Raw genomic sequence first — 24,742 nt, forward strand, 5'->3', positions numbered from 1 at the left:
GTCCGGCGCAGCCGGTATCGGGCCGAGCGCGAAGGAGCACGCCTTGAAGGAGCACCCCCACGCCACGAGGGTGCTCGTGGCGCTCGCCGCGGCCGTCGTCGTCTTCGCGGGCGTCTGGTTCGCGCGCGACCTGCTCGCCCCGGCGGCGCTCGCCGCGGTCGTCGTGGTCATCGCCGAGCCTGTGCGCCGTCCGCTCCAGCGGCGGGGGTTGCCGGTGTGGGTCGCGTCGACCGTGGTCATCGTCGTCGCGTACCTGATCCTCGCGTTCATCGCCGTGCTCCTCGTCTACGCGAGCGCGCAGTTCGTGCGGATGCTGCCCGACTATGCCGACGAGCTGCGTGCCGCCGCCGACGGAGTGCTCGCCTGGCTCGAGGGCCTCGGCTTCACGACGCCCACCGCCGAGACGGCGACCGGATGGCTCGACCCCGGCACGCTCGCCGGGGTCGCCGCCGGCATCGCCGATCGCGTGCTCGGGTTCGCAACGGGGTTCTTCTTCGTGCTCGCCTACGTCATCTTCATGACGATCGACGCGGCGCGGCTGCGGGCGGCGGCGGCCGAGGCATCCGCCCACCGGTTCGCGAGCGCGAGGGGCGACGCGATCGCGACCCGATATCTGACGGGCGTGCGACGGTCCTACGTCGTCAACGCGGTGTTCGGCGCGATCGTGGCGGTCCTCGACGGCCTGCTGCTATGGGCGGTCGGCGTGCCGGTCCCGGTCGTGTGGGCGATCCTCGCGTTCGTGACGAACTTCATCCCGAACATCGGCTTCGTCATCGGGCTCGTCCCGCCCGCGCTCCTTGCGCTCGTCGTCGGCGGGTGGCCCCTCATGCTCCTCGTGATCGCGATCTACTGCCTCATCAACGTCACCCTGCAGGTGCTCGTGCAGCCGAAGTTCGTGAGCGACGCCGTCGGGCTGAGCCTCACGCTCACGTTCTTCTCGGTCGCGTTCTGGACGTTCGTGATCGGCCCGCTCGGGGCGATCCTCTCGGTGCCGCTGACGCTCCTCGTCCGTGCGCTCCTGCTCGAACCCGATCGCGGCGCGATCACCGTGCGCCGACTCACGGGCGAGAGCGAAGAGGTGCTGCGAAGCGAGGCATCCGGTCGTCAGGAGACATCCGCAAGATGATGAAGGGGCCGGATGCCTCGCATCCGACCCCCTTCACCGACTCATGTGCGAGCGCGGAGACACGCTCGCACGCGGTCAGACGTTGCTCGGGTGCGCGAGCGCCCTTGCCTTCAGGAGGTCGTACTCCTGCGCCGTGATCGTGCCCGAGTCGAGCAGCGCCTTGGCCTTTGCGATCTCGTCGGACGGGCTCGCCGACGTGCCCGCGGCCTGCCTGATGTAGTCGTTGGTCGCCTGCTGAGCCTGACGGGCCTCCTTCTGCGCGCGCTCGGCCATGCCGCTGCCGCGTGCGATGAGGTAGATCAGGGCCGTGATGAACGGGAAGAACAGCAGGAAGATGATCCAGACCGCTTTCCACCAGCCGTTCAGCGACTGGTCGCGGAACAGGTCGGTGATGATCGCGATGACCGCCCAGAGGTAGGCGATGAACGCGAAGATCCAGATCGTCCACCAGATGACGTCCCAGAAGCTCTGCCAGAAGTTCATTCGGTGTCCTTCGATCGTGAGTCGAGCCGGGCGACGGCTGCGCACGGCCGGGTTCCCCGAGTCGCCGGATGCCTCGGTGCCGATGGCGCCCGAATCCCCGTGTTCCCCCTGAGTGCACCATATCGCCGTTGTCGGCTCGCTGTCAGGGGGCTTTCACCTTGCGGGGGTGAGCCTCCGTGTTCGCGTCCGCGCCCGCGCCTATCGTCGTGCGGGGAGCAGGGGGAGGACAGAGCACATGAGCGCCGTCATCGGAGACATCCTGCCGCTCGCCGTCGGCATCGCGATCAGTCCGTTGCCGATCATCGCCGCCATCCTCTTGCTCCTCTCGCCGAAGGCGAAGGGGACGAGCCTCGGGTTCCTCGTCGGGTGGGTCGTCGGCATCCTCGCCGCGACGATCGTCTTCACCCTGCTCGCGTCGGTGCTCCCTGGGGATGATCCGGATGCCTCGAAGCCCGTCGTCGGCTGGATCAAGATCGTGCTCGGGGTACTCCTGCTGCTGCTCGCGCTGCGGAACTGGCGGTCGCGGCCGAAGGCGGGCGAAGAGCCCGAGCTGCCCAAGTGGATGGGCGCGATCGATCAGTTGACGGGCGTTCGCGCGCTCGGGCTCGGCCTGCTCCTCTCGGCCGTCAACCCCAAGAATCTCCTGCTCGCCGCGAGCGCGGGGCTCGTGATCGGGTCGGCCGGGCTCGGCGGGGGCCAGGCGACGATCGTGATCGCGATCTTCACGGTGCTCGCGGCGATCTCGGTCGCGGCGCCCGTCATCGCCTACCTCGCGGCATCGGAGCGCATGGCCGGGCCGCTCGAGTCGCTCCGCGGATGGCTCGTGCACAACAATGCGACGGTCATGGCCGCGCTGCTGCTCGTGCTCGGCGTCACGGTCGTAGGCAAAGGGATCGGGAGCTTCTGACGCGGCATCCGCCGCGTCTCAGACCGTGGCCGCCGCCTCGACGCGGCCGGTGCGGATCGCCTCGAGGAGCGCCGCGTGATCCCTGCCGTTGCGGTCGGCGTACGCCGTCGCGAAGGCGCCGAGCGCGTCGGCGAACCGAGCGCCGCCGCCGACGTACCCATGGATGACGGCCGCGTCGCCCGCGCGCGCGTGGGCCCGTGCGAGCACGGACGCGCAGAAGCGGGCGTAGACGCCGAGCGCGACGGGGTCCATCTTCTCGGGCGCGAACGAGCCCTTCATGTCGCGGAACTGCCGCACGTAGAAATCGCGCGGCTGCCCATCGAGACCGGTCGCCGACGCCCAGCCCAGCAGCACGTCGCTGAGCGCCTGCATCACCTGCTGCCCCTCGACGACGCGCTGCCCCTGGTGCTCGTACGCGCTCGGGCCGTCGGGTGGCTCGAGCACCGAGCGCTGCGCCTCCTTCGCCTGCAGCACGAGCACGTCGTTCTTGCCGTTCCCGCGCAGCAGCACGACCCACGCGCGCGTGCCGACGCTGCCGACGCCGACGACTTTGATCGCGGCGTCCTCGACGTGGTACTTCGAGATGATCCGTCGACGGTTGAGCGGGAGGGACGCCTCGTACGACTCGAGCACGCCCTCGAAGCGGGCGTCGACCTCGGCGTCGGTCAGCCCGAGGTGGGCCACGAGTTCGCGCCGCGGCACGAGGATGGGCGGATCCGAGCGGAATCGGCGCATCCCCTCGATCCGCTCCGTGAGCGACCGAGCCGCTTGGCGGCTGTCGCGCGCCCGGGTCTTCGCCATCCCCTTTCGGGCCCGCGCGAGGTCGTCTTCCGACAGTTGCGACGCACCCTGCTCGAGCACTTGTTCGAGTTCGATGTGCGAGCTGTGGACCGCCATGACGGGCAGCCCCGCGGCCTCGGCGATCGCGTCCGAATAGCCGATGAGGAACTCGCGGACGATGCGCGCCCGGTCGTCGTCGTCGAACCCGTTGTTGCGGCCGGCGATCTCGAAGCTCGTCGCCATGCGCTTGACGTCCCATTCGAACGGACCCGTCGCGGTCTCGTCGAAGTCGTTGAGGTCGAGCACGAGGCGGCGTTCGGGCGACGCATACACGCCGACGTTCGAGAGGTGCGCGTCGCCGCAGAGCTGGGTCGTGACGCCGCTGTCGGGGTGGGCGCGGAGATCGATCGCCATGAGCATCGCGGCGCCCCGGTAGAACGTGAACGGCGAAGCCGACATGCGCGCGTACCTGAGCGAGATGAGCTCTTTCACGCGGGTCTCGGCCTGGGCTTCGAGTACGGCGACGGGGTCGCGGTCGGCCGGGTCGAGCCGTCCTTGGGCTTCGAGAGGCACGGCCTCGCGGGCCGACCGGCCCATCGCCTTGCGCTCCTTGCGCGGGACGCCGCCGGGATGTCCTGCGCCAGTGCCGAACAGGGTGGGATCGCTCATCGCCGCTCACCTCCGCCGGCCCCCGCCGGTGGCCTCACCCTAGCCCCGGCGACCGCTCATGCGACACCCTCTTGCGGGCTCAGTCACACCGCGCGGGTGATCGCCACTGGCGGCGAGGAATCCTCGCGAATAGGTTTGGCTCGTATCGGAGGGGGAACGATGACGCAGTTCGAGTACGGTCCGGTCGATCTCTACGTGGTGGGCTTTCCGGGGAGCGGCTCGACCGCGGCACCCTCGCCGCGGTTCGCGACCTCGTCGAGGGAGGGGAGATCCGGGTGCTCGACGCCCTCATCGTGACGCGGCATGCGGGCGGCGACCTCGAGGTCGTCGAGTTCGAGGACCTCGGCGACGAGCTCGACATCTCGGGCATCGACCTCGAGGCGAGCGGACTCGTGGGCGACGAAGACCTCGCGGAACTCGCAGAGGCGGTCGAGCCGGGTCGTCCGCGGCGCTCCTCGCCGTCGAGCTGCTGTGGGCCAAGAAGCTCGCCGACCGGTTCGCCGCGTCGGGCGGGCAGGTGCTGCAGATCGAGCGCATCCCGTCGCAGATCGTCAACGACGTGCTCGCCGAGGCCGAAGACGGAGAGGAATCCTAGTCATGCCGGTGTTCAGAAGAGTGGGCCGTCCCGGTCTCGTGGGGCTCGCCGCGCGCACCGCGGTCGTCGCGGGCACGGCGAGCGCCGTGAGCGGGAGCATGGCGCGCAGCCAGCAGGCACGCGCCCAGCAGGAGGCGCAAGCGCACGCGTTCGAGGCGCAGCAACAGCAAGCGCAAATGGATGCCGCGGCCGCGGCTGCGGCGCAGCAACTCGCCGCACAGCAGGCTGCCGCGGCTGCCGCCGCGCCCGCGCCCCCGCCCCAGGCTGCCGCAGGCGGCGTCGACATCGTCGCCGAACTGCAGAAACTCGGGCAACTGAAGGAAGCCGGACTCCTGAGCGACGACGAGTTCTCCGCCGCCAAGGCCAAGCTGCTCGGCTGACCCCGTGACGGTCGCGCTCAGAGGGCTCAGCACGGCGGTTCCCGCGACGATCCTCGTGCAGGACGAGGCGAGCGTGGTCTTCGCCGCGCAGCCCGGACTCACGCGACTCGGTCAGCGACTCGTCACGACCTCGTTCGGGGTGTCGGGCATCGAGCGCCGGTACACGGTCGTCGACGAGTTGACGAACACGCCCCGAGACACGGGCGAGCCGCCCGTCTTCTACGATCAGGCGGCGGGCGAACTCCTCTCGCCCGGCACGAAGGTGCGCAACGACCTGTACGCGGAGCACGCGACGAGGCTCTACCTCGAAGCGGGCGCGGCCGCCATCGCCGCAACGCCGGGCATCGAGGCATCCGACGTCACCCACGTCGTGACCGTGAGCTGCACGGGGTTCTACGCACCCGGCCCCGACTTCGTCATCGCGCGCGACCTCGGCCTCCGGCCGGGCGTCGAGCGCTATCACCTGGGGTTCATGGGCTGCTACGCGTCGATCCCCGCGCTCCGGCTCGCGAAGCAGCTGTGCGAGGCCGACCCCGACGCCGTCGTCCTCGTCGTGAGCGTCGAGCTGTGCACGCTGCACCTGCGCACCTCGAACGACCCCGACACGATCGTCGCGACCTCGCTCTTCGCCGACGGCGCAGGCGCCGGCATCGTGACATCCGGGCCCCTCGAACCGGGCGAGCGTGCGTTCGACCTCGACCGCTTCGCGACCCGCGTCACGCCCGACGGCGAGACCGACATGGCGTGGAAGATCGGCGACCACGGCTTCGAGATGGTGCTCTCCAACGCCATCCCGCAGATCATCGGCGCCCACATCACGGGCGCCCTCGAGCCGCTCTTCGACGGCGATGCCGCGCTCGCCGAGGCGCTCGAGACGGATGCCTCGGGGCAGGCGATCGAGCACTGGGCGATCCATCCGGGCGGCCGGTCGATCCTCGACAAGATCGAGGCGCGGCTGGTGCTGAGCGAGACCCAGCTCGAGCCCGCGCGCGAGACCCTGCGCGACTTCGGCAACATGTCGAGCGCGACGGTGCTCTTCGTGCTGCGGAACATCCTCGACCGCGCCGATGCGCACGACGGCGACCGCGTCGCGGCGATGGCGTTCGGGCCGGGGCTCACGGTCGAGTCGGCGCTCCTGACCGTGCGGGGGTGACGGAATTGGCCGGCAAGGCCCGCGACGCAATTCAGGAAGGATCGGCAGGCACGCCGGGGCCGGCGTCGGGACACGCCGGCGAGGCGGAGATTCTTCCTGAATTGCGATCAGGGCGGCGGATGTCACACACGCTCTCCGCGCGCGACGAAGACGCCGTCGAGCTCATGGACGACCCCGCGGCCGACCCCGAAATGCTCGCCCGCACCTACGCCCGCTTCGGCACCGTCAACGCGATCGTGTCGGGCCAGCGCGACGTGTACGAGGACTGGGTGCGACCGCGCCTCTCGCGGACGAGCCTCACGCGCGTGCTCGACATCGGCACGGGCGGCGCCGATCTTCCGCTCAGGATGCTGCGTTGGGCGTCGCGCGAGGGGGTGCGGCTCGAGGTGGTCGCGATCGACCCCGACCCGCGCGCGGTTGCGTTCGCGCGGTCGGTCTCGGTATCGGGGCTCGTCGTGCGGGCCGCGTCGTCGGCCGACCTCGCGGACGCGGGCGAGCGGTTCGACGTCGTGCACTCGAACCACGTGCTCCACCACCTCGACGGGCATGCGTTCGGGGCGCTCCTCGCCGATTCGGAGCGGCTCGTCGCGCCCGGCGGCGTCGCGGTGCACGGCGACATCGCCCGGTCGCGGTGGGGGTACGCGGGGTTCGCGGCGGCGACCTGGCCGTTCGAGCGCAACCTCCTCAAAGGCACGTTCATCCGCGCCGACGGGCTCACGTCGATCCGGCGCAGCTTCACGGCACCGGAGCTCGCTGCGGTGCTGCCGCCGGGTTGGCGGGCGCGGCGGGCGTTCCCGTCGCGGCTCGAGGCGGTGTGGTCGCCTGGCGGCGACCGATGACGGATGCTTCCGCGTCACCTGAGCGGCACGACGTCGTGATCGTCGGCGCCGGTGCCGTCGGGCTGCTCCTCGCGTGCCTCGTCGCGCAGCGCGGGTACGACGTCGTCGTGCTCGAACGGCGTGCGACGGCGGGGCATCGGACGCGGGCGATCGGCATCCACCCGCCGGGCCTCGCAGCGCTCGACGCAGCAGGGGTGGGCGAGGCGGTTCGGGATGCCTCGGTGCCGATCCGTGCGGGCGCGGTGACGTGCGACGGGCGCGTGCTCGGGCGGCTCGACTTCCGCGGCGAGCCCGTGCGGGCGCTCCCTCAGCATGAGACCGAGGCGCTCCTCGAGGCGCGGCTCGCGGCACTCGCGCCGGAGGCGCTGCGGCGGGGCGTCGAGGTGGTCGGCGTGCGCGAGCACGACGGGGTCGTCGAGGTGGCGATGCGCGCGGTTCCGGATGTCGCGGGCGCGCCGCCGCGGGCGGTGCACGCCCCCGTCGTGGTCGGCGCAGACGGCGTGCGGAGCACCGTGCGCGACGCGATCGGCGCGGGCTGGCACGCGGAGCGCGGGCGTGCCGAGTACGTCATGGCCGACACTGCGGATGCCACGGGCTCACCGGATCTCGCCCTGCTGCACTTCGAGCGGGCCGGGGTCGTCGAGTCGTTCCCGCTCCCCGACGGGCGTCGTCGCTGGGTCGCGCTCGTCCGGAAGCCGCCTGCGGCGTTCGACCCCGCCGCGCTCGCGACGATCGTGCGGGCGCGGCTCGGGACATCCGTCGACCCCGTCTCGATGACCGAGCCGACCGCCTTCACCGCCCGCCAGCGGATCGCCGACCGCTTCGCCGCCGGACGCATCGCACTCGTGGGCGACGCCGCCCACGAGGTGAGCCCCATCGGCGGACAGGGGATGAACCTCGGCTGGCTCGACGCGCTGCACCTCGACCGGGCGATCGCCGCGGCCCTCCGAGGCTCGGCGAGCTCGTCCGAGCGGGCCGGGCACGAGGCATCCGACCCCTTCGTCGACTACGCGCGCGCACGACGGCGTGCCGCGCTCCGCGCGATGCGGCAGGCCGCCTTCAACATGGCGATGGGCGCGCCTGCCGCGGGTGCGCGCTTGCGCGCGCGCAATGCGCTCGTACGCCTCCTCGCCGTGCCGCCCGTGCGCGGGCAGCTCGAGCGGGCGTTCACGATGCGGGGGCTGTGAGCCGATCCACTCGCCCCGACCTACCCGGCCGACTCCGCTGCGGCCCGGCGTTCCGCGAGCCGCGCGGCCGCCTTCTCGACGAGCGGACCGCGGTTTGCAGCGGCGCTCGCACGGGTGGCCTCGACCTGCGCGGGGTTCGCCTCGGGCCGACCTGGCGCGCCTGCGTCGAACGGCGGCGCCGGGTCGTACTCGATGCCGAGCTGCACGCCTTTTGCGACCTCCGGCCCGAATATCTCGGCCGCGAGCGTCAACGCGAAGTCGATCCCGCTCGACACGCCCGCGCCCGTCACGACGTTGCCGTCGCGCACGACGCGCTCGGCGACGGGGATCGCGCCGAGACCCTCGAGCAGCGGCAGCGAGCCCCAGTGGCTCGTCGCACGCCTGCCGTCGAGGAGACCCGCGGCGCCGAGCGCGAACGAGCCTGTGCACACGCTCGTGACGTACCGGGCGCCGGGCGCCTGCCGACGCAGGAAGTCGAGCGCGACCGCGTCGTCGAACAGCTCGAACGCGCCTTGACCGCCGGGGACGAACAGCACGTCGGCCTGCGGGGCATCCTGAATCGTCGTCGTCGGCACGATCGAGAAGCCCGCATCGGTCGGCACGGGGTCGAGCGTGTGCCACGCGAGGTGGTGCTCGGTGCCGGGCAGATGCCGGAACACCTGGGCCGGCCCGGTCAGATCCAGTTGCGTGACGTTCGGGAAGAGGAGCGAGACGATCCGCAGCGGCTCGGTCACAGCACCTGCGCGCGCTCGAGCACGAACACGGGGATCCGCCGCTCGGTCTTCGTCTGGTAGCCGTCGTAGTCGGGCCAGGTCTCGTTGGCGCGCGCCCACCACGTGTCGTATTCGGCGCCCTCGAGCTCGCGGGCGACGTAGTCGTGCTTCTCCGCTCCGTCTTGCAGTTCGACGTGCGGGTTCTTCAGCAGGTTCCAGTACCACTGCGGGTGCTCGGGCGCGCCGCCGCGCGAGGCGACGACCGCGTACTCGCCGTCGTGCTCGACGCGCATGAGCGCGGTCTTGCGGAGCTTGCCCGACTTCGCACCGACCGTCGTGAGCACGATGATCGGCCGCCCGCGCAGCGTGTTCGCCTCGCCGCCCGCGGTCTCCTCGAACTTCTCGGCCTGGACACGCGCCCACTCCGACGTGCTCGGCGCGTACTCTCCCTGAAGCGGCATGATCTCCCTCTCGCGTTGCTTCTTCACGACAACCCTCGCACGGCGCAACCCATTCCGGCGGACGCGCGGTTGGCAGAGAATGACGGGTATGAGCCCCGATGTCGACGATCCGTACGTGCTCGGGCCCGGCCTCCTGCCGACGCCGTTCACGGCGGACGAGATCAGGGCCGGATGTCCCGACGGGCGCACCATCAGGCTGCTCGTCGAGCCCGCCCACGGGTCGTCGTTCGTTCGGGTCAACCGCTTCACGCTGGGGACGACGAAGGCGCGACGATCGAGCGGTGGCGCGAAGCGCCGGGCGGCGGGGTCGACGGGGAGGTCGAGCGCGAGCGGTCGAGCTGGCGCGATCTGCAGGAGCATGCGGCGTTCCCCGAGACGACGACGACCGTCACGGGCGCCGAGCTCTCGCTGCCGATCGGCAAGGTCGAGTGCCTCAGGTTCGAGACGCGGTTCGGGCCCGAGGCGGATGCCCCGGTCGCGCGCTTCTGGTTCGCGCGGGCCCATGCGGGCATGCCCGTTCGCTACGAACTGCCCGCCGAGGGCGGCGGGGTCGACGCGACGACGATGATCGGTGACGAGGTGGTCGCGGGCTGAGACGGCGGGCTGAGTCGGCGGGCTGAGTCGGCTCCTCCACGGATGCCTCGTGGCGCACGTTATCCACAGGGAATCGTTGCCGTGCATGTGCAGCACATGTAGCCTGCGAGCATGCCGCGCATGCTGCAAGTCCGGAACCTCCCCGACGACGTCCACGCCAAGCTCAAGGCCCGGGCCGCCGCCGAGCGCATGACGCTGTCCGACTACGTCGCCCGTGAGCTCGCGAAACTCGTCGAGTACCGCTCGAACGCCGAGATCCTCCAGGCGCTGCGGGCGCGCAATCTGGAGCGTCGTGGTGGCGTGCCGCCGACCCCCGAAGAGGTCGAGGCCGAGAAGCAGGCGATCGTCGACGCCATCCGCGCCGAGCGCGAGTCGCGCTGATGCCGCTCGCGTCACGCGGGCCCGTGGTGGCCGATGCCGCGGCGATCCTCCACACGCTGCGGTCGAAGATCGGCGACCGCATCACCGAACTCGTCGAGGCATCCGACCTCCACGCGCCGACCGTCGTCGACTACGAGGTGCTCTCGGGGCTTCGCAGACAGGCGCTCCACCGGACGATCACCGAGTCGGCCGCCCGCGAGTCCGTCGAGGCCTTCGAAGTGCTCGAGGTGACGAGGCACCCGGCCCACGCGATCCGCCGCCGCATCTGGGAACTCCGCCACCGGTTCACCGCGTACGACGCCGGCTACGTCGCCCTCGCCGAAGCGCTCGGCATCCCTCTCGTGACACTCGACCGGCGCCTCGCGCGCGAGGCCGAGCGGCACTGCGACGTGATCGTCGGCTGAGGTCCGGGCGGCGTTCGCGCCGAGCACTGGCGGGCGCCGAGGCATCCGTCTACCGTGATCCGCGGGGGAACGACCGGGCGGGACATCCGGAATACTCCCAGCCATCGGCAAAGTTGAGTCTTGTAGGCTCAAGTTTGAAGAAGGGACATCCGTGGCCAACATGCAGGGCGCGCCGAGCTCGCAAGACGAGCAGAAGTCGGCGCTCGAACAGTTCGGCGTGAACCTCACCGACCTCGCGAAGCAGGGCAAGCTCGACCCCGTCATCGGGCGGGATGCCGAAATCCGTCGAGTCAGTCAGGTGCTCACGCGACGCACGAAGAACAACCCCGTGCTCATCGGCGAGCCCGGCGTCGGCAAGACCGCCGTCGTCGAGGGGCTCGCGCAGCGCATCGTCGCGGGCGACGTCGCCGAGTCGCTCAAGTCGAAGCAGCTCGTCTCGCTCGACATCGCCGCGCTCGTCGCGGGCGCGATGTACCGCGGGCAGTTCGAGGAGCGGCTGAAGAGCGTGCTCAAAGAGATCGACGAGTCCGAGGGCGAGATCATCACCTTCGTCGACGAGCTGCACCTCCTCATGGGCGCCGGCGGCGGCGAAGGCTCGGTCGCGGCCTCCAACATGCTGAAGCCCATGCTCGCGCGCGGCGAGCTGCACCTCATCGGCGCGACGACGCTCGACGAGTACCGCGAGTACATCGAGAAGGACGCCGCCCTCGAACGCCGCTTCCAGCAGGTCTACGTCGGCGAGCCGTCGGTCGAAGACACCGTCGCGATCCTCCGCGGACTCAAGGGCCGCTACGAGGCGCACCACGGCGTCACGATCACCGACGCCGCACTCGTCGCCGCGGCATCCCTCTCGAACCGCTACATCACCGCGCGCCAACTGCCCGACAAGGCCATCGACCTCATCGACGAGGCCATGTCGCGCCTCAAGATGGAGATCGACTCGAGCCCCGTCGAGATCGACCAGCTCAAGCGCGAGGTCGACCGCATGAAGCTCGAAGAGCTCGCCCTCAAGAAAGAGAAAGACGACGCGTCGAAGGAGCGGCTCGCGAAGCTTCGCGAAACGCTCGTCGGCAAGGAGCGCGACCTCGCGACGCTCGAAGCGCGCTGGGCGCGCGAGCGACTGGGCCTCAACCGCGTCGGCGAGCTCAAGAAGCAGCTCGACGAGGCGACGACCCAGCGCGACCTCGCGCTGCGCGAGGGCAACTACCCGAAGGCGTCCAAGCTCGAGTACGAGACGATCGCGCAGCTCCAGCGCGACATCGTGGCGGCCGAGCAGGCCGATGAGTCAGGCGGCACTGGTGACCCTGCCGAACCGCGCATGGTCAACGAGCAGGTGACCGAAGAGGACATCGCCGCCGTCATCGCCGCCTGGACGGGCATCCCCGTCGGCAAGCTCATGCAGGGCGAGACCGAGAAGCTCCTGCACCTCGAGGCCGAACTCGGGAAGCGCCTCATCGGGCAGAAGCCCGCCGTCGCGGCCGTCGCCGACGCCGTGCGCCGCTCGCGGGCGGGCATCAGCGACCCCAACCGCCCCACCGGGTCGTTCCTCTTCCTCGGCCCGACGGGCGTCGGCAAGACCGAGCTCGCGAAGGCGCTCGCCGAGTTCCTCTTCGACGACGAGCACGCGATGGTGCGCATCGACATGTCGGAGTACGGCGAGAAGCACTCGGTGTCGCGCCTCGTCGGCGCCCCTCCCGGGTACATCGGGTACGAGCAGGGCGGGCAGCTCACCGAGGCCGTGCGGCGCCGACCGTACTCGGTGATCCTCCTCGACGAGGTCGAGAAGGCGCATCCCGAGGTGTTCGACGTGCTGCTCCAGGTGCTCGACGACGGCCGTCTCACCGACGGGCAGGGGCGCACGGTCGACTTCCGGAACGTCATCCTCATCCTCACGTCGAACCTCGGGTCGCAGTACCTCGTCGACCCGACGCTCTCGTGGCCCGAGAAAGAGGAAGCGGTGCTGCAGACCGTGCGGCAATCGTTCAAGCCCGAGTTCTTGAACCGGCTCGACGACATCGTCGTGTTCGCGGCGCTCAGCGAAGCCGAGCTCGCGTCGATCGTGAACCTCTACATCGACCGGCTCAGCGCGCGACTGCACGAGCGGCGCCTCGAGCTCGGCGTCACGCCCGACGCGCGCGCCTGGCTCGCCGAGCGCGGCTACGACCCGCTCTATGGCGCACGGCCGCTCCGCAGGCTCATGCAGCGCGAGATCGACGACCGGCTCGCGAGGGCCCTGCTCGACGGCTCGGTGCGCGACGGCGACCACGTCATGGTCGAGCTCGCGGCCGACGGCGAGGGGCTCGTCGTGTCGCGCGTGGCCGGGCAGGGTAGGTCGGATGCCTCGGGGGCGACGTCTGCCGACGACGACGTGATCGACGCCGAGATCGTCGAATAGCGCGCTCGCGGCTTCGCTGCTCGCTGCGGGCGATGTCGGAGGGCCGGCGTAGCGTGACCCCTGAGCGGAGGGGGACGCGATGGACTGGAAGATCGAGCTCATCTTCGTACCGGTGACCGACGTCGACCGGGCGAAGGACTTCTACGTGAAGATCGGCTTCAACGCCGACCACGACCAACGGCCGTTCGACGGCCTGCGGTTCGTGCAGCTGACGCCGCCGGGGTCGGCCTGCTCGATCGCGATCGGCGAAGGGCTCGGCATCGACCTCGAGCCCGGGCGCCAGAACACGATCCAGGTCGTCGTGCCCGACGCCGACGAAGCGCTCGCGCATCTGCGGGGGCTCGGCGTCGAGGCCGACGGCGTCGAAGAGCTCGATTGGGGTCGATTCGTGTCGTTCGCCGATCCCGACGGCAACCGCTGGACGCTGCAGCAGTTGCCCGCCCGAGGCTGATCGGGCGGGGCGCGTCCGCGGTTCACCTCGACCCTCTACGATGCCGCCATGCTCGTGCTGCGGGAGGACGGTACGCGGGCGGACGCCTCGCGCTCGCTCATCGTCGAGACCGACCGGGGTGCGGTGCGCGGCATCCGCCGTCGCGGGGTACGGATCTGGCGCGGCATCCCGTACGCCGCGTCGACCGCGGGCCGTGGCCGATTCCGCGCTCCGCGCGACGCACCCGGCTGGAGCGGCGTGCGCGACGCGAGCCGGTTCGGGCCGGTCGCGCCGCAGCGCCGCAACGGGCAGTTCCTCGGTGCGCCCGACCGACTCGCCCGCAGCGAGGACTGCCTGACGGTCAACGTCATCGCACCCGACGAGCGCGGCACAGCTGGCGGCGGTGCCGGGCGCTCCGGTCGAACCGGTCTGCGGCCCGTCATGGTCTTCATCCACGGCGGCGCGTACACCGTCGGGTCGTCGCGCGAGTATCCGCACCAGGGCGAGCGGCTCGTGCGTGCGTACGGCGTCGTCTCGGTCTCGTTCAACTACCGGTTGGGCGCCCTCGGGTGGCTCGACTTCCGCGCATACGCGCAGCCGGGGCATCCGTTCGATGTCAACGTCGGCCTCCGCGACCAGGTCGCCGCACTCGAGTGGGTGCGCCGCAATATCGGCGCCTTCGGCGGCGACCCCTCTCGCGTGACGCTCTACGGCGAGTCGTCGGGCGCGAACGCGGTCACGACCCTCATGACCGTGCCGGCGGCCGAGGGGCTCTTCGCGCGGGCGATCGCGCAGTCGTCGCCCGCGAACGCCGTCTACCTGCCCGAGACGGCGGCGACGTGGGCGCGCGAGTACGTCGCAGAGCTCAGTCGGCTCGTCGACGAGGACGACGTCGAAGGCGAGGCGGTCGACGAAGCGGGCCGGATGCTTCGCACCGCCGACACCGAACTCCTGTGCGAGGCCGCGACGGCCCTCGCGGTGCGCACGCCCGACGAGTACCCCGGGACGATCAGCTTCGCACCCGTCATCGACGGCGACTTCTTGCCCCATCGGCCGCTCGATGCCTTCCGCGACGGCCTCGCCCACCGCGTGCCGCTGATCATCGGCACGAACGACCGCGAGGGGTCGCTCTTCGAGGGACGCATCGGCATCCTCCCGACGACGAAGCCGCGCATCCGCGCGATCTTCGCCAACACGAAGAAGCCGGCGCGCAAGGCCATCAAGCGCCGCTACCCGGGCCTCCCCGAGCGGCGGGCCGCGGCCGACTTCGGCGGCGACTTCACGTTCTGGTACCCGAGCGTCAAGGTCGCCGAACGCCACTCGCGCTACGCGCCCGTGTTCGCGTACCGGTTCGACGCGGCCCCGCGCACCGCGCGTCTCCTCGAGCTCGACGCGACGCACGGGCTCGAGCTCTTCGCCCTGTTCGAGAAGTTCGACACCCCCGTCGGCACGGCGCTCACGGTGCTCGGCGGCAGGCGGATGTTCCGCGGGGTCGGGCGGCGGATGCAACGGCACTGGACGGCATTCGCGGCGAGCGGGCGACCCGGCGAGGGATGGCCCGAGTACGAGGAACGGCACCGCCGCACACTCGTGTTCGACCGGGTCGACCGCGTCGTCCTCGATCCTCGGCGCAAGAAGCGCCTGGCGTGGCAGGAGTTCGTACCGCACGTGTGAGCGGTGCGTGTCCGCAAGCGTGGACGGGTCCTACTCGGTGGCGGGCTCGGGCTCGCTTGCAGTCACCCCGTTCACCTTCGGCGAGATCCGTCGCTCGAGCGCGAGCGCGAGCACCGCGATCGCGACGCAGCCGGCCACCATCGCGGCGATGAACCAGGCGTCGAGCCCGTGGCCGAGGAGGAGCCCCGCAGCGACCGGGCCCGTGATCGCCCCGCCCTGGAACGCCGCGGCGTTGATCGCGTTGTACCGCCCGCGTGCGCGGTCGCTCGCGAGGTCGTTGTACACCGCAGGCACGGTCGGCTGAAGCATCGTCTCTCCGAAGGCGAAGACGCCCATGAACGCGAGCACGCCGATCGCGGCGACCACCGTGTCGGGCACGAGCCCCGTCGCTCCGAGGACGAGCCAGGACACCGCCCACGTGAGCGCCATGACCTGCATGACGCGAGTGCGGCGCTTGCCCGTGATGACCTTCAGCACGAGGAACTGCACGAGCACGATGACCGCGGTGTTCACCGCGAACGCGAACCCGATGGTCTGCGTCGACACCCCCGAGACCTGCCGCGCGAACGCCGGGAACCCCGCCTCCATCTGCCCGTACCCGATGAACATGGCGACGAACGTGAGGAGCGTGATCCACAGCACCGCGGGCTGTCGGAGGATCTCGAGGTAGGTCGAAGGAGCCTTGTCGGATGCCTCGCCCGCGTCGTCTTCGTGCTCCGCGTGCGTGCGCACGTGCCTCAGCGGCCCGAGCAGGAGCGCCATCGGAATGAGGCTCGTCGCGGCATCCACCAGGAAGATCGCGACGAACGTCGCGGGCTCGTGCACGTCGACGAAGAACCCGCCGACGATGCCGCCGACGCCGATGCCGAGGTTCACGAGCGCGAAGTTGATGCCGAAGTACTGCTGGCGCACCTCGCCCTCGACGACCGACGCGATGAGGGCGTTGAATCCCGGCCACGAGACGCCGAAGTTGACGCCGATGAGCACGAGCGCCACGCCCGCCGTCACGGGGTCGGTTGCGAACGCGAGGAGCGTGCAGCCCGCGATCATCGCCGTGAGCCCCGCGAGCAGCACGGGCTTCGCGCCGAACCGGTCGATGAGCGCGCCGCCGGGCCCGGTCACGACGAGCCCCGTGACCGCGATGAGCGCCATGAGCGTGCCCGACAGTGCGAGGTCGAACCCGCGTACCTCGTGCAGGTAGATGATCGTGAACGGCAGCGTCAGACCGCGCCCGAGCGTCTGGATCGCGACCGTCGATAGCAGCCATCTGCCTTCGACGGGAAGGGCCGCCCAGAACGATCGGATACCGAGCACCGAACCATTCTCGTCAATGCCGCCGACATCTCGTGTCTGGCGCTAGATTTGGGCCATCGGCTGTTCCAGGGGTGGAGGAAAGCATGTCGGAGAACGACTTCGAGACCGGCGGCGCGGCGGTGCTCAACCGAGGGCAGGTCCGCGTCGTGCGGCTCACGGGGCTGGCCGGCGTCATCATCGGCATTGCGATGGTCCTCGTCGCGATCGCGGCGTGGATCTTCGTGTCGGCCGAGTTGCGCTCGGAGAACATCACCATCTCCGACGACGCGCCCATTCTCGCCGGACAGCAGGTGGGCGGCCCGATCAGCGCCTACGTGCAGGCAGAGGTCATCCGTTCGCACTCGCTCGACATGGCGGGCGGCAAGACCTTCGCCGAGCTCGATCGCGAAGACCCGCTGCGGGCCACCGTCATGAACGGCTCGTTCCTGCGGGCTTCGCTCTTCACCTCGGTCATCTCCTATGGTCTCGCCCTGCTCGCGATGGGCGTCGGGGTCATGTTCATCCTGTTCGGCTGGTCGCTCCGGACGGTCATTCCGCCGCTGCGGAAGACCTCGTAGCCGCCGCGGGCGTACGCTCGGATCATGCTCGCCACCGTGATCCACGCCGCCCACGACATCCGCGTCGAGCAGGTGCCCGACCCCGTCCTGTCGACGGGCGGAGACGCCATCGTCAAGGTCGTGGCCGCGTGCGTGTGCGGCTCCGACCTGTGGCCGTACCGCGGCATCACCGCGACGACCGCTCCGCGGCGCATCGGCCACGAGTTCGTCGGCGTCGTCGAAGCGATCGGAGACGACGTCACGATCGTGAAGGTCGGAGACTTCGTCATCGCCCCGTTCTACGTGTGCGACAACACGTGCGTGAACTGCCGCAACGGCGTCTCGACGTCGTGCCTGCACGGCGGCTGGTGGGGCAGCGCCGACCGCGAGGGCGCCTTCGCAGACGGCGGCCAGGGCGAGCGTGTGCGGGTGCCGCTCGCCGACGGCACGCTCGTCGTCGTGCCCGGCCCCGTCGAAGACCGCGAAGTGCCGGGGCTTCTCACTCTTGCCGACGTCATGGGGACGGGCCACCACGCCGCACTCTCGGCAGGCGTCACGCCCGGTTCGTCCGTCGCCGTCGTCGGCGACGGGGCGGTCGGGCTCTGCGCCGTCATCGCCGCACGTCGGCTCGGAGCATCCACCGTCATCGCCATGAGCCGCCACCGCGAGCGCCAAGAGCTCGCGCGCGACTTCGGCGCCACCCACATCGTCGCCGAACGGGGCGACGCGGGCGTGCTCGCGGTGCAAGAGCTGACGGGCGGCATCGGCGCCGACTTCGTGCTCGAGTGCGTCGGCACGAAGGAGTCGATGGACCAGGCGATCCGTTCGACCCGACCCGGTGGCATGGTCGGCTATGTCGGCGTGCCGAACGGTGGGCCCGAGTTGCCGATCCGCACGCTCTTCAGCGCGAACGTCGGCGTCAACGGCGGGGTCGCGCCCGTGCGCGGGTACATCGAAGAGCTGCTGCCCGACGTGCGGTCGGGGCGATCCAGCCGGGCCGCGTGTTCGACCTCGAGCTACCGCTCGGCGAAGCCGCCGAGGCGTACGCCGCGATGGACGAGCGCCGCGCGGTCAAGGTGCTGCTGCGGCCGTAGCCTGCGCCGGCATGGACCCGGCGCTGACGCGGAGGCGCCGCAGGTCAGCCGACGGTGACCGTCTCGGAGTGGCTGACGCTGTGCGACGTGTGGATGGAGATCGGGAACCCGTAGGTGTTGCCGCCCGCCGCCTGCACGAACCAGATCGCGACGAGCACCGCGAAACCGGCGAGCGTGATCCACAGCGGCCGGAGGCCGCGCCCGCCGGCCTCACGGGCGACGCGGATCGAGCGGCCGATCGGGTAGACGGAGATGGCGAGGATGACCCACGCCCACGAGAACCGGTTCGAGTACCCGAGGTCGCCGAGCGCGCGGAAGTCGAGGACCGCGAACCAGACCGCGAAGCCGAGCGCGACCACCCAGGTGAGATCGGACGGCAGCCAGCCCGCCCCCGACCGCTCCGCGTAGTCGAGGACGGCGGCGAAGGGGTACGACACGAGCGGAAGCGCGGCGAGCACCCAGATCCAGGTCGTGTAGACCTTCGAGCCGACGGGGAGCGACGGGGCAGCGTCGGCTTTGCCGCCCTCCGGCCGGACGGCGGGAGCACTCCCGCCCTCGACCGAGACATGACGGGTCCACACCCGGCCGTCGTACCAGCGCAGCGGCTTCTCGTTGCTCGGGTCTGGGTACCAGCCGGGGGCGAACGCGGTGGCGTTGTCGGTCACGTGAATCTCCTGCGGCGGGACGGACGTCGGGTGGCCGCCCAGGCTACCGGCTGACGGATGTCCCGGCCCATCGTTATCCACAGGGCACGCGAACGAGAACGCGCCCGGCACGAGACATCCTCTAGCGGGCGGATGTCTCGCGCCGGGCGCGGATCACAGGCGGGCGGGAGCCCGCGTCGACTTACTCGCCGACGATGACGAGCTCGGCGAGCCCCTTGCGCACGCGCGGCGCGACTTCGCGCTCGCGGAGCACCTCGGGAGGGCGTCGACGTCGCCGAGCGCGCCGATCGCCGTGATCGAGACGACCTCGATGTTCTCGGCGAGGTCGAAGTCGGCGTGGATGCGGGCCCCGTCGAAGCCGCCCATCTGGTGGGTGTGCAGGCCCTCGTGCTGCGCCTGCACCGTCATGTGCGCGACCGCCTGACCGAGATCGTAACGGGCCCACGGGCGCTGCTTGCCCTCGTCGTCGGAGGTCTCGGCGAGGTTGACGACGAGCACGGCCGCCGAGTCGGCCCACGCCTGGTTGAAGCCCATGAGCGCGTCGTGGATCTTCGTGAAGGCGGCCGTGCCGCGGCGCGCGACGATGAAGCGCCAGGGCTGCACGTTGTTGGCCGACGGCGCCCAGCGTGCGGCCTCGAAGATCGTGCGGAGGGTGTCGGTCGAGATCTCGGCGGCGGGGTCGTAGGCGCGCGGGCTCCAACGCTCGACGAGCGCGTCGATGAGGGGAGCCGAGGTGTCGGCCTTGCGCGAGGTGAGTTCGGTGACGAGGGTCATGGCGGAGCTTTCTCGAAATGGAATCGGAACCAGGGCTCCGTTGACCTCATTCCATTCAAACGCATGCGCGCTGGGAGTATTCCGAACCGGATGACCCGGGGTCGCCGTCACGCGACCCGCCGCAGCTCCTCGCCGATCGCCGCGACGAACGCGTCGATGTCTTGCTCGGTCGTGTCGAACGAGCACATCCAGCGCACCTCGTGCTTCGCGGCATCCCAGTCGTAGAACTTGAAGCCGCGCGCGCGGAGCGTGTCGGCGACGCCCGCCGGCAGGGTCGCGAAGATGCCGTTCGACTGCGTCTTCTGGCTGAAGCCGAGCCCGTGCAGGTCGCCCGATGCGAGCCTCGCCTCGAGGGCGTCACGCAGACGTGCCGCCATGGCGTTGGCGTGCGACGCGCTCCGCAGCCACAGGTCGCCCTCGAGGAGCGCGATGAGCTGCGCCGACACGAAGCGCATCTTGCTCGAGAGCTGCATGTTGAGCTTCCGCAGGTACTTCAGGCCTTCGGATGCCTCGGGGTTCAGCACGACGATCGCCTCGGCGCCGAGCGCACCGTTCTTGGTGCCGCCGAAGCTCAGCACGTCGACCCCGGCGTCGCGCGTGAACGCGCGGAGCGGGAGGCCGAGCGAGGCGGCGGCGTTCGAGATGCGGGCGCCGTCCATGTGCAGGCGCATGCCGCGCTCGTGCGCGTGGTCGGCGATCGCCCGGATCTCGTCGGCGGTGTACGCCGTGCCGAGCTCGGTCGTCTGCGTGATCGACACGACGAGCGGCTGCGCGCGGTGCTCGTCGCCCCAGCCCCAGGCCTCGCGGTCGATGAGCTCGGGGGTGAGCTTGCCGTCGGGGGTCGGCACGTTCAGGATCTTGATGCCCGCGACGCGCTCGGGCGCGCCGCCCTCGTCGGTGTTGATGTGCGCCGTCGAGGCCGCGACGACCGCGCCCCAGCGGGGCAGCATCGACTGGATGCCGGTGACGTTCGCACCCGTGCCGTTGAAGACGGGGAACGCTTCGCCCCCTTCGCCGAAGTGCTGTGCGAACACCTCTTGCAGACGCTCGGTGTAGGCGTCTTCGCCGTACGCGATCTGGTGCCCGCCGTTGGCGGCCGCGATCGCGGCGAGCACCTCGGGGTGCACGCCCGAGTAGTTGTCTGAGGCGAAGCCGCGGAACGAGAGGTCATGGAGCTGCGAAGTCACCGAACCATCCTCCCATTCCGCGGCTGAGCACGCTCCGAGCGCGCTACCCGCGCAGCGCCTCCGAGAACTTCACCCGCGCCCCCGTCTTCAACAGCGAGTTGCGATACATCCGCTCGCCGACGACGATCGCGAGCGCCGTCGTCGCGACGAGGATCACGAGCGACAGGATCGGCTCCCACCACTGCGCCTGCTCGAGGAAGATGCGCACCGGCATCCCGATCGGCGCCGAGAACGGCACGTAGCTCATGATCGTGAGGATCGCGGGGTTGTCGTTCGCGAACACGATGAGGAAGTACGGGATCATCACGAGCATCGTCACGGGTGTCGTCACGTTCCCGACGTCCTCGGCGCGCGACACGGTCGCCGCCGTCGCTGCGAAGAGCGCCGCGAGCATGACGAAGCCGATCGCGAAGAACACGATGAACCACAGCACCGACGGCCCGAGCCCGCCGAGCAGCACGCGCTGACCGGTCACCGCGAGCCCGAGGATCGCGAGCCCCGCGATGACGATGATCTGCCCGAACGCCATGACGCTGTTGCCGACGACCTTGCCCGTGAGGAGCGCCCGCGCCGAAACCGCCGACAGCAGGATCTCGATGATGCGGGTCTGCTTCTCCTCGACGACCGACTGCGCGATCGTCGACCCGAACGTGATGGCCGAGAAGAAGAACACGATGCCGAACCCGAAGGCGACGAAGTAGGCGAGCATGGGGTCGGCGGGAGCCGGCTCGAGCACCGCGAACGGCGGCGTCACCGCGAGCGCCTGCACGACGTCGCGCGGCACCTGGTCGAGGCCGACCACGGTCACGTCGAACGCGTCGGCAGAGGCGGCGGCCGAGGCATCCGCGGAGCTCGCGCTCGTGAGCGAGTCGTCGTTCAAGAGGCCGGATGCCTCGAGCGCCGACGTCGGCGCGATGATCGCGTCGACATCGCCGTCGTGCAACGCCTGCGCGGCGTCGCCCAGGTCGGCCGTCGGCTCGATCCGCAGGGAGGCGCCCGAGATCGCTTCGGATGCCCCGCCCACGACGGCGACCTTCGGCGGCTCCTGGTTGGCGCTCACGAGCGAGCCGATGACGACCGACGCGAGGACGGCGAGCATGAGTACGAGCGTCGAGATGACGAACGCCTTGCTGCGCAGGCGCGACATGATCTCGCGCGAGGCGACGAGGCCGACGGTCTCGGTGAAGCGCGGCTCGCGCTGCTCGGTGAGGGTTTCGAGCGCAGTGCTCATCGCACGACCTCCTTGAAGATCTGGGCGAGCGTGGTCTGCTCGCGCGTGAAGCTCACGACGTCGCCGCGCGAGACGGCTTCTTCGAGCACCGCCCGGCGGGAGGCATCCGTCTCGGCCTCGAAGAGCGCCCATCCGCCGTCGAAGCTCACGACCTCGATGCCGGGGATGCTTCGCACCCAGCCCGCGTCGCCCGACGTGAGAAGCTCCCAACGGTCGGTGCCGTGCTCGGCGCGGAGCGCCTCACGGGAGCCCGCGGCCCGGATCTGCCCGCCCGCGATGATGACGAGGTCGTCGCAGATGCGCTCGACGACGTCGAGCTGGTGCGACGAGAAGAGCACGGGTGCGCCGCCCGCGGCGGCGTCGGCGAGCACCGACTGCACGACGTCGACGGCCATGGGGTCGAGCCCCGAGAACGGCTCGTCGAGCACGAGCACCTCGGGCTTGTGCACGAGGGCGGCCGCGATCTGCGCGCGTTGCTGGTTGCCGAGCGAGAGCGACTCGACGGTGTCGTTCAGCCGCTCTCCGAGGCCGAGCCGTTCGAGGAGTTCGGTCGCGTTGCGGCGGGCGGCGGCGGCCGTCCAGCCGTGCAGGCGGGCGAGGTAGACCGTCTGCTCGAGCACCTTCATCTTGGGGTAGAGGCCGCGCTCTTCGGGCATGTACCCGAAGCGTCGGCGGTCGGCGGTCGTGACGGGCGAGCCGTCGATCGAGACCGTTCCGCCGTCGGCGGCGAGGACGCCGAGGGCGATCCGCATGGTCGTGGTCTTGCCGGCGCCGTTGCCGCCGACGAATCCAGTGAGGCGGCCGTCGCCGACGGTGAAGCTCACGTCGTCGAGCGCGAGCCGGTCGCCGTAGCGCTTGGTGAGATGGTCGAGTTCGAGCATGGCTTCAAGCTACGGATGCCTCGAGCCGGCGTCATCCGTCGCGCGGGGGGTCTTCGCTGCGGCCCGCGGCTCCGCCGCGCGACGGACTACCGGATGTCGGGGGCCGCAGTTACCCTCCCAGGGTGCGCACGTTCATCCAGGTGCTCGTCAACACGCTCGTCGCCAACGTGACGACGAGCTACCTCTGGTTCGCGCTCACGTTCTGGGTGTACCTCGAGACGCGGTCGGTGCTCGCGACGGGCATCGTCGGCGGCGCCTACATGCTGCTCGTCGCCGTCTTCGGCATCCTGTTCGGCACGCTCGTCGACCGGTACAAGAAGCACCGGGTCATGCTCGTGTCGAGCATCGTCACGTTCGCGGCGTTCGCGATCGCCGGAGGCATCTACCTCGCACAGCCCGAGTCGGCGCTCGTCGACATCGGCGGGCCGTGGTTCTGGCTGTTCACGGGCATCATCCTCGTCGGCGGGGTCGTCGAGAACCTCCGCAACATCGCGCTCTCGACGACGGTGACCCTGCTCGTGCCCGTCGAGCGGCATGCGAACGCGAACGGCCTCGTCGGCACGGTGCAGGGCATCGCGTTCATCGTCACGAGCGTGTTCTCGGGGCTTTCGGTCGGGTTGCTCGGCATGGGGTGGACGCTGGCCATCGCGATCGCATTCACCCTTCTCGCGCTCGCGCACCTCGCGTTCGTGCGCATCCCCGAAGAGCAGCCCGAGCGCACCCACGACGCCGCGTCGGCGTTCGACCTGCGCGGGAGCATCCGGGCGATCCGTGCGGCGCAGGGACTCTTCGCGCTCATCGTCTTCTCGACGTTCAACAACCTCATCGGCGGCGTCTACATGGCGCTCATGGATCCCTACGGGCTCATCCTCTTCCCCGTCGAGGTCTGGGGATCGTGCTCGCGGTGAGCGCGACGGGGTTCCTCATCGGCGGCGCCGCGGTCGCGAAGTTCGGCCTCGGCAAGAACCCCATCCGCACGATGCTCGTGCTCGTCGCGGTCATGGGCGCGCTCGGCGCGTTCTTCACGATCCGCGACTGGTGGTGGCTCTACGCCGGGGGCATCTGGCTCTACATGACCCTCGTTCCCGCGATCGAGGCGGCCGAACAGACGGTCATCCAGAAGGTCGTACCGTACCGCACGCAAGGGCGCGTGTTCGGGTTCGCGGCGGCGTTCGAGGCCGCTGCCGCTCCCGTCACGGCGTTCCTCATCGCGCCGATCGCCGAGTTCTGGATCATCCCCTACATGGAGAGCGGCGCGGGCCGCGACGCGTGGGGGTGGCTGCTCGGCGACGGCGCAGGGCGCGGGATCGCACTCGTGTTCTTCTTCGCGGGGCTCGTCATGGTCGTCATCGCGTTCGCCGCGTTCGCGACCCGCTCGTACCGTGTGCTGTCGCGGGAGTACGCCGAGACGCCCGGCGACTCGCCCGACGAGCTCGGGGCCGATGGCGCGGCCGAGGTCGAGCAAGAGGTGGAGCGATGACGAATCAAGACGACGTCCGAAGCATCCGGGCTGCGCTCGACTCGTTCGAGGAGCACTGGTCGCCGCGCAGGCTGGTGAGCGTCAACGACTACGACGTCAAGGTCGCGAAGGTGCAGGGCGAGTTCACGTGGCACAGCCATCCCGACACCGATGAGTTGTTCCTCGTGGTGTCGGGCTCGCTCGTGATCCAGTTGCGCGACGGCGGCGGCGGCGGCCCGGTCCGTGAAGTGACGCTCCGGCCCGGCGAGGTGTTCGTGGTCCCTCGCGGAGTGCAGCACTGCCCGCGTGCCGATGCCGAGACCGAGATCGTCCTCTTCGAGCCGCGCGGGACCGTCAACACGGGCGACACCCCGAGCGAACGCACGGCGCAGCTCCGCGAGCTCGACTGACTCGTTCTCTCTCGCGGGAT

The 24,742-nt window shown here is 70.5% G+C and carries 25 protein-coding genes and 3 pseudogenes; 18 read left to right on the forward strand and 10 right to left on the reverse strand.

From position 1 onward, the window contains the following. Positions 1-43: 43 nt before the first annotated feature. Positions 44-1,126 carry an AI-2E family transporter gene (locus tag ET445_RS04655; RefSeq protein ID WP_243695328.1) on the forward strand — a complete coding sequence of 361 codons (1,083 nt, stop codon included), beginning with the start codon at positions 44-46 and terminating at the stop codon, positions 1,124-1,126. 75 nt (positions 1,127-1,201) lie between these two features. On the opposite strand, the gene ET445_RS04660 is transcribed toward ET445_RS04655, so the two are convergent. Beyond that, positions 1,202-1,609 carry an SHOCT domain-containing protein gene (locus tag ET445_RS04660; RefSeq protein ID WP_129189271.1) on the reverse strand — a complete coding sequence of 136 codons (408 nt, stop codon included), beginning with the start codon at positions 1,607-1,609 and terminating at the stop codon, positions 1,202-1,204. Positions 1,610-1,844: 235 nt separating this feature from the next. Between ET445_RS04660 and ET445_RS04665 the strand changes: the two genes are divergently transcribed. Beyond that, entirely contained in the window at positions 1,845-2,516 is a 672-nt protein-coding gene (locus ET445_RS04665) for a GAP family protein (RefSeq protein WP_129189273.1), read from the forward strand. Between the two features lie 18 nt (positions 2,517-2,534). On the opposite strand, the gene ET445_RS04670 is transcribed toward ET445_RS04665, so the two are convergent. Further along, on the reverse strand, positions 2,535-3,965 hold the full coding sequence (locus ET445_RS04670) for a DUF2252 domain-containing protein (protein WP_129189275.1): 1,431 nt from the start codon (positions 3,963-3,965) through the stop codon (positions 2,535-2,537). Between the two features lie 71 nt (positions 3,966-4,036). On the opposite strand from ET445_RS04670, the pseudogene ET445_RS18585 reads away from it, so the two are divergent. The 6 genes and pseudogenes from ET445_RS18585 to ET445_RS04690 all read left to right on the forward strand — a co-directional run. Beyond that, positions 4,037-4,336: pseudogene (locus ET445_RS18585) on the forward strand (DUF6325 family protein); the annotation flags it as partial. Positions 4,337-4,434: 98 nt separating this feature from the next. Beyond that, the gene (locus ET445_RS18590) at positions 4,435-4,560 is read left to right on the forward strand and encodes a hypothetical protein (RefSeq protein ID WP_424922895.1); all 126 of its coding nucleotides are present in this window, start codon (positions 4,435-4,437) and stop codon (positions 4,558-4,560) included. A gap of 2 nt (positions 4,561-4,562) precedes the next feature. Next, complete coding sequence (locus ET445_RS04675; RefSeq protein ID WP_129189277.1) at positions 4,563-4,940, forward strand: SHOCT domain-containing protein; 378 nt, start codon at positions 4,563-4,565, stop codon at positions 4,938-4,940. 4 nt (positions 4,941-4,944) lie between these two features. After that, the gene (locus tag ET445_RS04680) at positions 4,945-6,093 is read left to right on the forward strand and encodes a type III polyketide synthase (protein WP_129189279.1); all 1,149 of its coding nucleotides are present in this window, start codon (positions 4,945-4,947) and stop codon (positions 6,091-6,093) included. 119 nt (positions 6,094-6,212) lie between these two features. Continuing rightward, complete coding sequence (locus ET445_RS04685; RefSeq protein WP_129189281.1) at positions 6,213-6,932, forward strand: methyltransferase domain-containing protein; 720 nt, start codon at positions 6,213-6,215, stop codon at positions 6,930-6,932. After that, positions 6,929-8,119 carry an FAD-dependent oxidoreductase gene (locus ET445_RS04690; protein WP_129189283.1) on the forward strand — a complete coding sequence of 397 codons (1,191 nt, stop codon included), beginning with the start codon at positions 6,929-6,931 and terminating at the stop codon, positions 8,117-8,119. Before ET445_RS04685 ends, ET445_RS04690 begins: the two co-directional genes overlap by 4 nt. Before the next feature lie 20 nt (positions 8,120-8,139). Here the strand turns inward: ET445_RS04690 and ET445_RS04695 are convergent, their stop codons facing one another. Beyond that, positions 8,140-8,853: a DJ-1/PfpI family protein gene (locus ET445_RS04695; protein WP_129189285.1), complete on the reverse strand. Its 714-nt coding sequence runs from the start codon at positions 8,851-8,853 to the stop codon at positions 8,140-8,142. After that, positions 8,850-9,293: a nitroreductase family deazaflavin-dependent oxidoreductase gene (locus ET445_RS04700; protein ID WP_129189287.1), complete on the reverse strand. Its 444-nt coding sequence runs from the start codon at positions 9,291-9,293 to the stop codon at positions 8,850-8,852. The genes ET445_RS04695 and ET445_RS04700 overlap by 4 nt, the downstream gene beginning before the upstream one ends. Positions 9,294-9,464: 171 nt before the next feature. Between ET445_RS04700 and ET445_RS04705 the strand changes: the two genes are divergently transcribed. The 6 genes from ET445_RS04705 (at position 9,465) to ET445_RS04730 (ending at position 15,171) form a co-directional block, all read left to right on the forward strand. Continuing rightward, the gene (locus tag ET445_RS04705) at positions 9,465-9,887 is read left to right on the forward strand and encodes a hypothetical protein (protein ID WP_208008544.1); all 423 of its coding nucleotides are present in this window, start codon (positions 9,465-9,467) and stop codon (positions 9,885-9,887) included. 111 nt (positions 9,888-9,998) lie between these two features. Beyond that, on the forward strand, positions 9,999-10,268 hold the full coding sequence (locus ET445_RS04710; RefSeq protein WP_165314292.1) for a FitA-like ribbon-helix-helix domain-containing protein: 270 nt from the start codon (positions 9,999-10,001) through the stop codon (positions 10,266-10,268). After that, positions 10,268-10,672 carry a type II toxin-antitoxin system VapC family toxin gene (locus ET445_RS04715; RefSeq protein WP_129189291.1) on the forward strand — a complete coding sequence of 135 codons (405 nt, stop codon included), beginning with the start codon at positions 10,268-10,270 and terminating at the stop codon, positions 10,670-10,672. Before ET445_RS04710 ends, ET445_RS04715 begins: the two co-directional genes overlap by 1 nt. A gap of 160 nt (positions 10,673-10,832) precedes the next feature. After that, positions 10,833-13,067 (forward strand): ATP-dependent Clp protease ATP-binding subunit, encoded by a 2,235-nt coding sequence (locus tag ET445_RS04720; RefSeq protein ID WP_129192411.1) that lies wholly within the window; start codon positions 10,833-10,835, stop codon positions 13,065-13,067. A gap of 79 nt (positions 13,068-13,146) precedes the next feature. After that, positions 13,147-13,518: a VOC family protein gene (locus tag ET445_RS04725; RefSeq protein WP_129189293.1), complete on the forward strand. Its 372-nt coding sequence runs from the start codon at positions 13,147-13,149 to the stop codon at positions 13,516-13,518. Positions 13,519-13,566: 48 nt separating this feature from the next. Then, positions 13,567-15,171: a carboxylesterase/lipase family protein gene (locus ET445_RS04730; RefSeq protein ID WP_129189295.1), complete on the forward strand. Its 1,605-nt coding sequence runs from the start codon at positions 13,567-13,569 to the stop codon at positions 15,169-15,171. 30 nt (positions 15,172-15,201) lie between these two features. Here ET445_RS04730 and ET445_RS04735 read toward each other — a convergent pair whose 3' ends face one another. Next, positions 15,202-16,485, reverse strand: a complete 1,284-nt coding sequence (locus tag ET445_RS04735) for an MFS transporter (RefSeq protein WP_243695329.1) — start codon at positions 16,483-16,485, stop codon at positions 15,202-15,204. A gap of 83 nt (positions 16,486-16,568) precedes the next feature. On the opposite strand from ET445_RS04735, the gene ET445_RS04740 reads away from it, so the two are divergent. Together ET445_RS04740 and ET445_RS04745 are read left to right on the forward strand one after the other, a co-directional pair. Next, the gene (locus tag ET445_RS04740) at positions 16,569-17,042 is read left to right on the forward strand and encodes an aromatic ring-opening dioxygenase LigA (RefSeq protein ID WP_129189299.1); all 474 of its coding nucleotides are present in this window, start codon (positions 16,569-16,571) and stop codon (positions 17,040-17,042) included. Positions 17,043-17,066: 24 nt separating this feature from the next. Continuing rightward, positions 17,067-18,115 (forward strand): annotated as a pseudogene (locus ET445_RS04745) (zinc-dependent alcohol dehydrogenase family protein). A 44-nt stretch (positions 18,116-18,159) separates the two neighbouring features. On the opposite strand, the gene ET445_RS04750 reads toward ET445_RS04745, so the two are convergent. From ET445_RS04750 to ET445_RS04770, 5 genes are all read right to left on the reverse strand, one after another. Then, complete coding sequence (locus ET445_RS04750; protein ID WP_165314293.1) at positions 18,160-18,780, reverse strand: DUF2510 domain-containing protein; 621 nt, start codon at positions 18,778-18,780, stop codon at positions 18,160-18,162. A gap of 153 nt (positions 18,781-18,933) precedes the next feature. Next, a complete protein-coding gene (locus ET445_RS04755) occupies positions 18,934-19,554 on the reverse strand; it encodes a nitroreductase family protein (protein WP_341769739.1) in 621 nt (206 codons plus the stop codon). A 107-nt stretch (positions 19,555-19,661) separates the two neighbouring features. Beyond that, positions 19,662-20,741 carry a threonine aldolase family protein gene (locus ET445_RS04760; protein ID WP_129189303.1) on the reverse strand — a complete coding sequence of 360 codons (1,080 nt, stop codon included), beginning with the start codon at positions 20,739-20,741 and terminating at the stop codon, positions 19,662-19,664. A 43-nt stretch (positions 20,742-20,784) separates the two neighbouring features. After that, positions 20,785-21,972 carry an ABC transporter permease gene (locus tag ET445_RS04765; RefSeq protein ID WP_129189305.1) on the reverse strand — a complete coding sequence of 396 codons (1,188 nt, stop codon included), beginning with the start codon at positions 21,970-21,972 and terminating at the stop codon, positions 20,785-20,787. Beyond that, positions 21,969-22,853: an ABC transporter ATP-binding protein gene (locus ET445_RS04770; RefSeq protein WP_129189307.1), complete on the reverse strand. Its 885-nt coding sequence runs from the start codon at positions 22,851-22,853 to the stop codon at positions 21,969-21,971. Before ET445_RS04770 ends, ET445_RS04765 begins: the two co-directional genes overlap by 4 nt. 122 nt (positions 22,854-22,975) lie before the next feature. On the opposite strand from ET445_RS04770, the pseudogene ET445_RS04775 reads away from it, so the two are divergent. Both ET445_RS04775 and ET445_RS04780 read left to right on the forward strand, forming a co-directional pair. Beyond that, positions 22,976-24,333, forward strand: a pseudogene (locus tag ET445_RS04775) (MFS transporter). Continuing rightward, positions 24,330-24,722: a cupin domain-containing protein gene (locus ET445_RS04780; RefSeq protein ID WP_129189309.1), complete on the forward strand. Its 393-nt coding sequence runs from the start codon at positions 24,330-24,332 to the stop codon at positions 24,720-24,722. The pseudogene ET445_RS04775 and the gene ET445_RS04780 overlap by 4 nt, the downstream one beginning before the upstream one ends. Positions 24,723-24,742 lie beyond the last annotated feature (20 nt).

The organism is Agromyces protaetiae, from assembly GCF_004135405.1.
GTDB lineage: Bacteria > Actinomycetota > Actinomycetes > Actinomycetales > Microbacteriaceae > Agromyces > Agromyces protaetiae.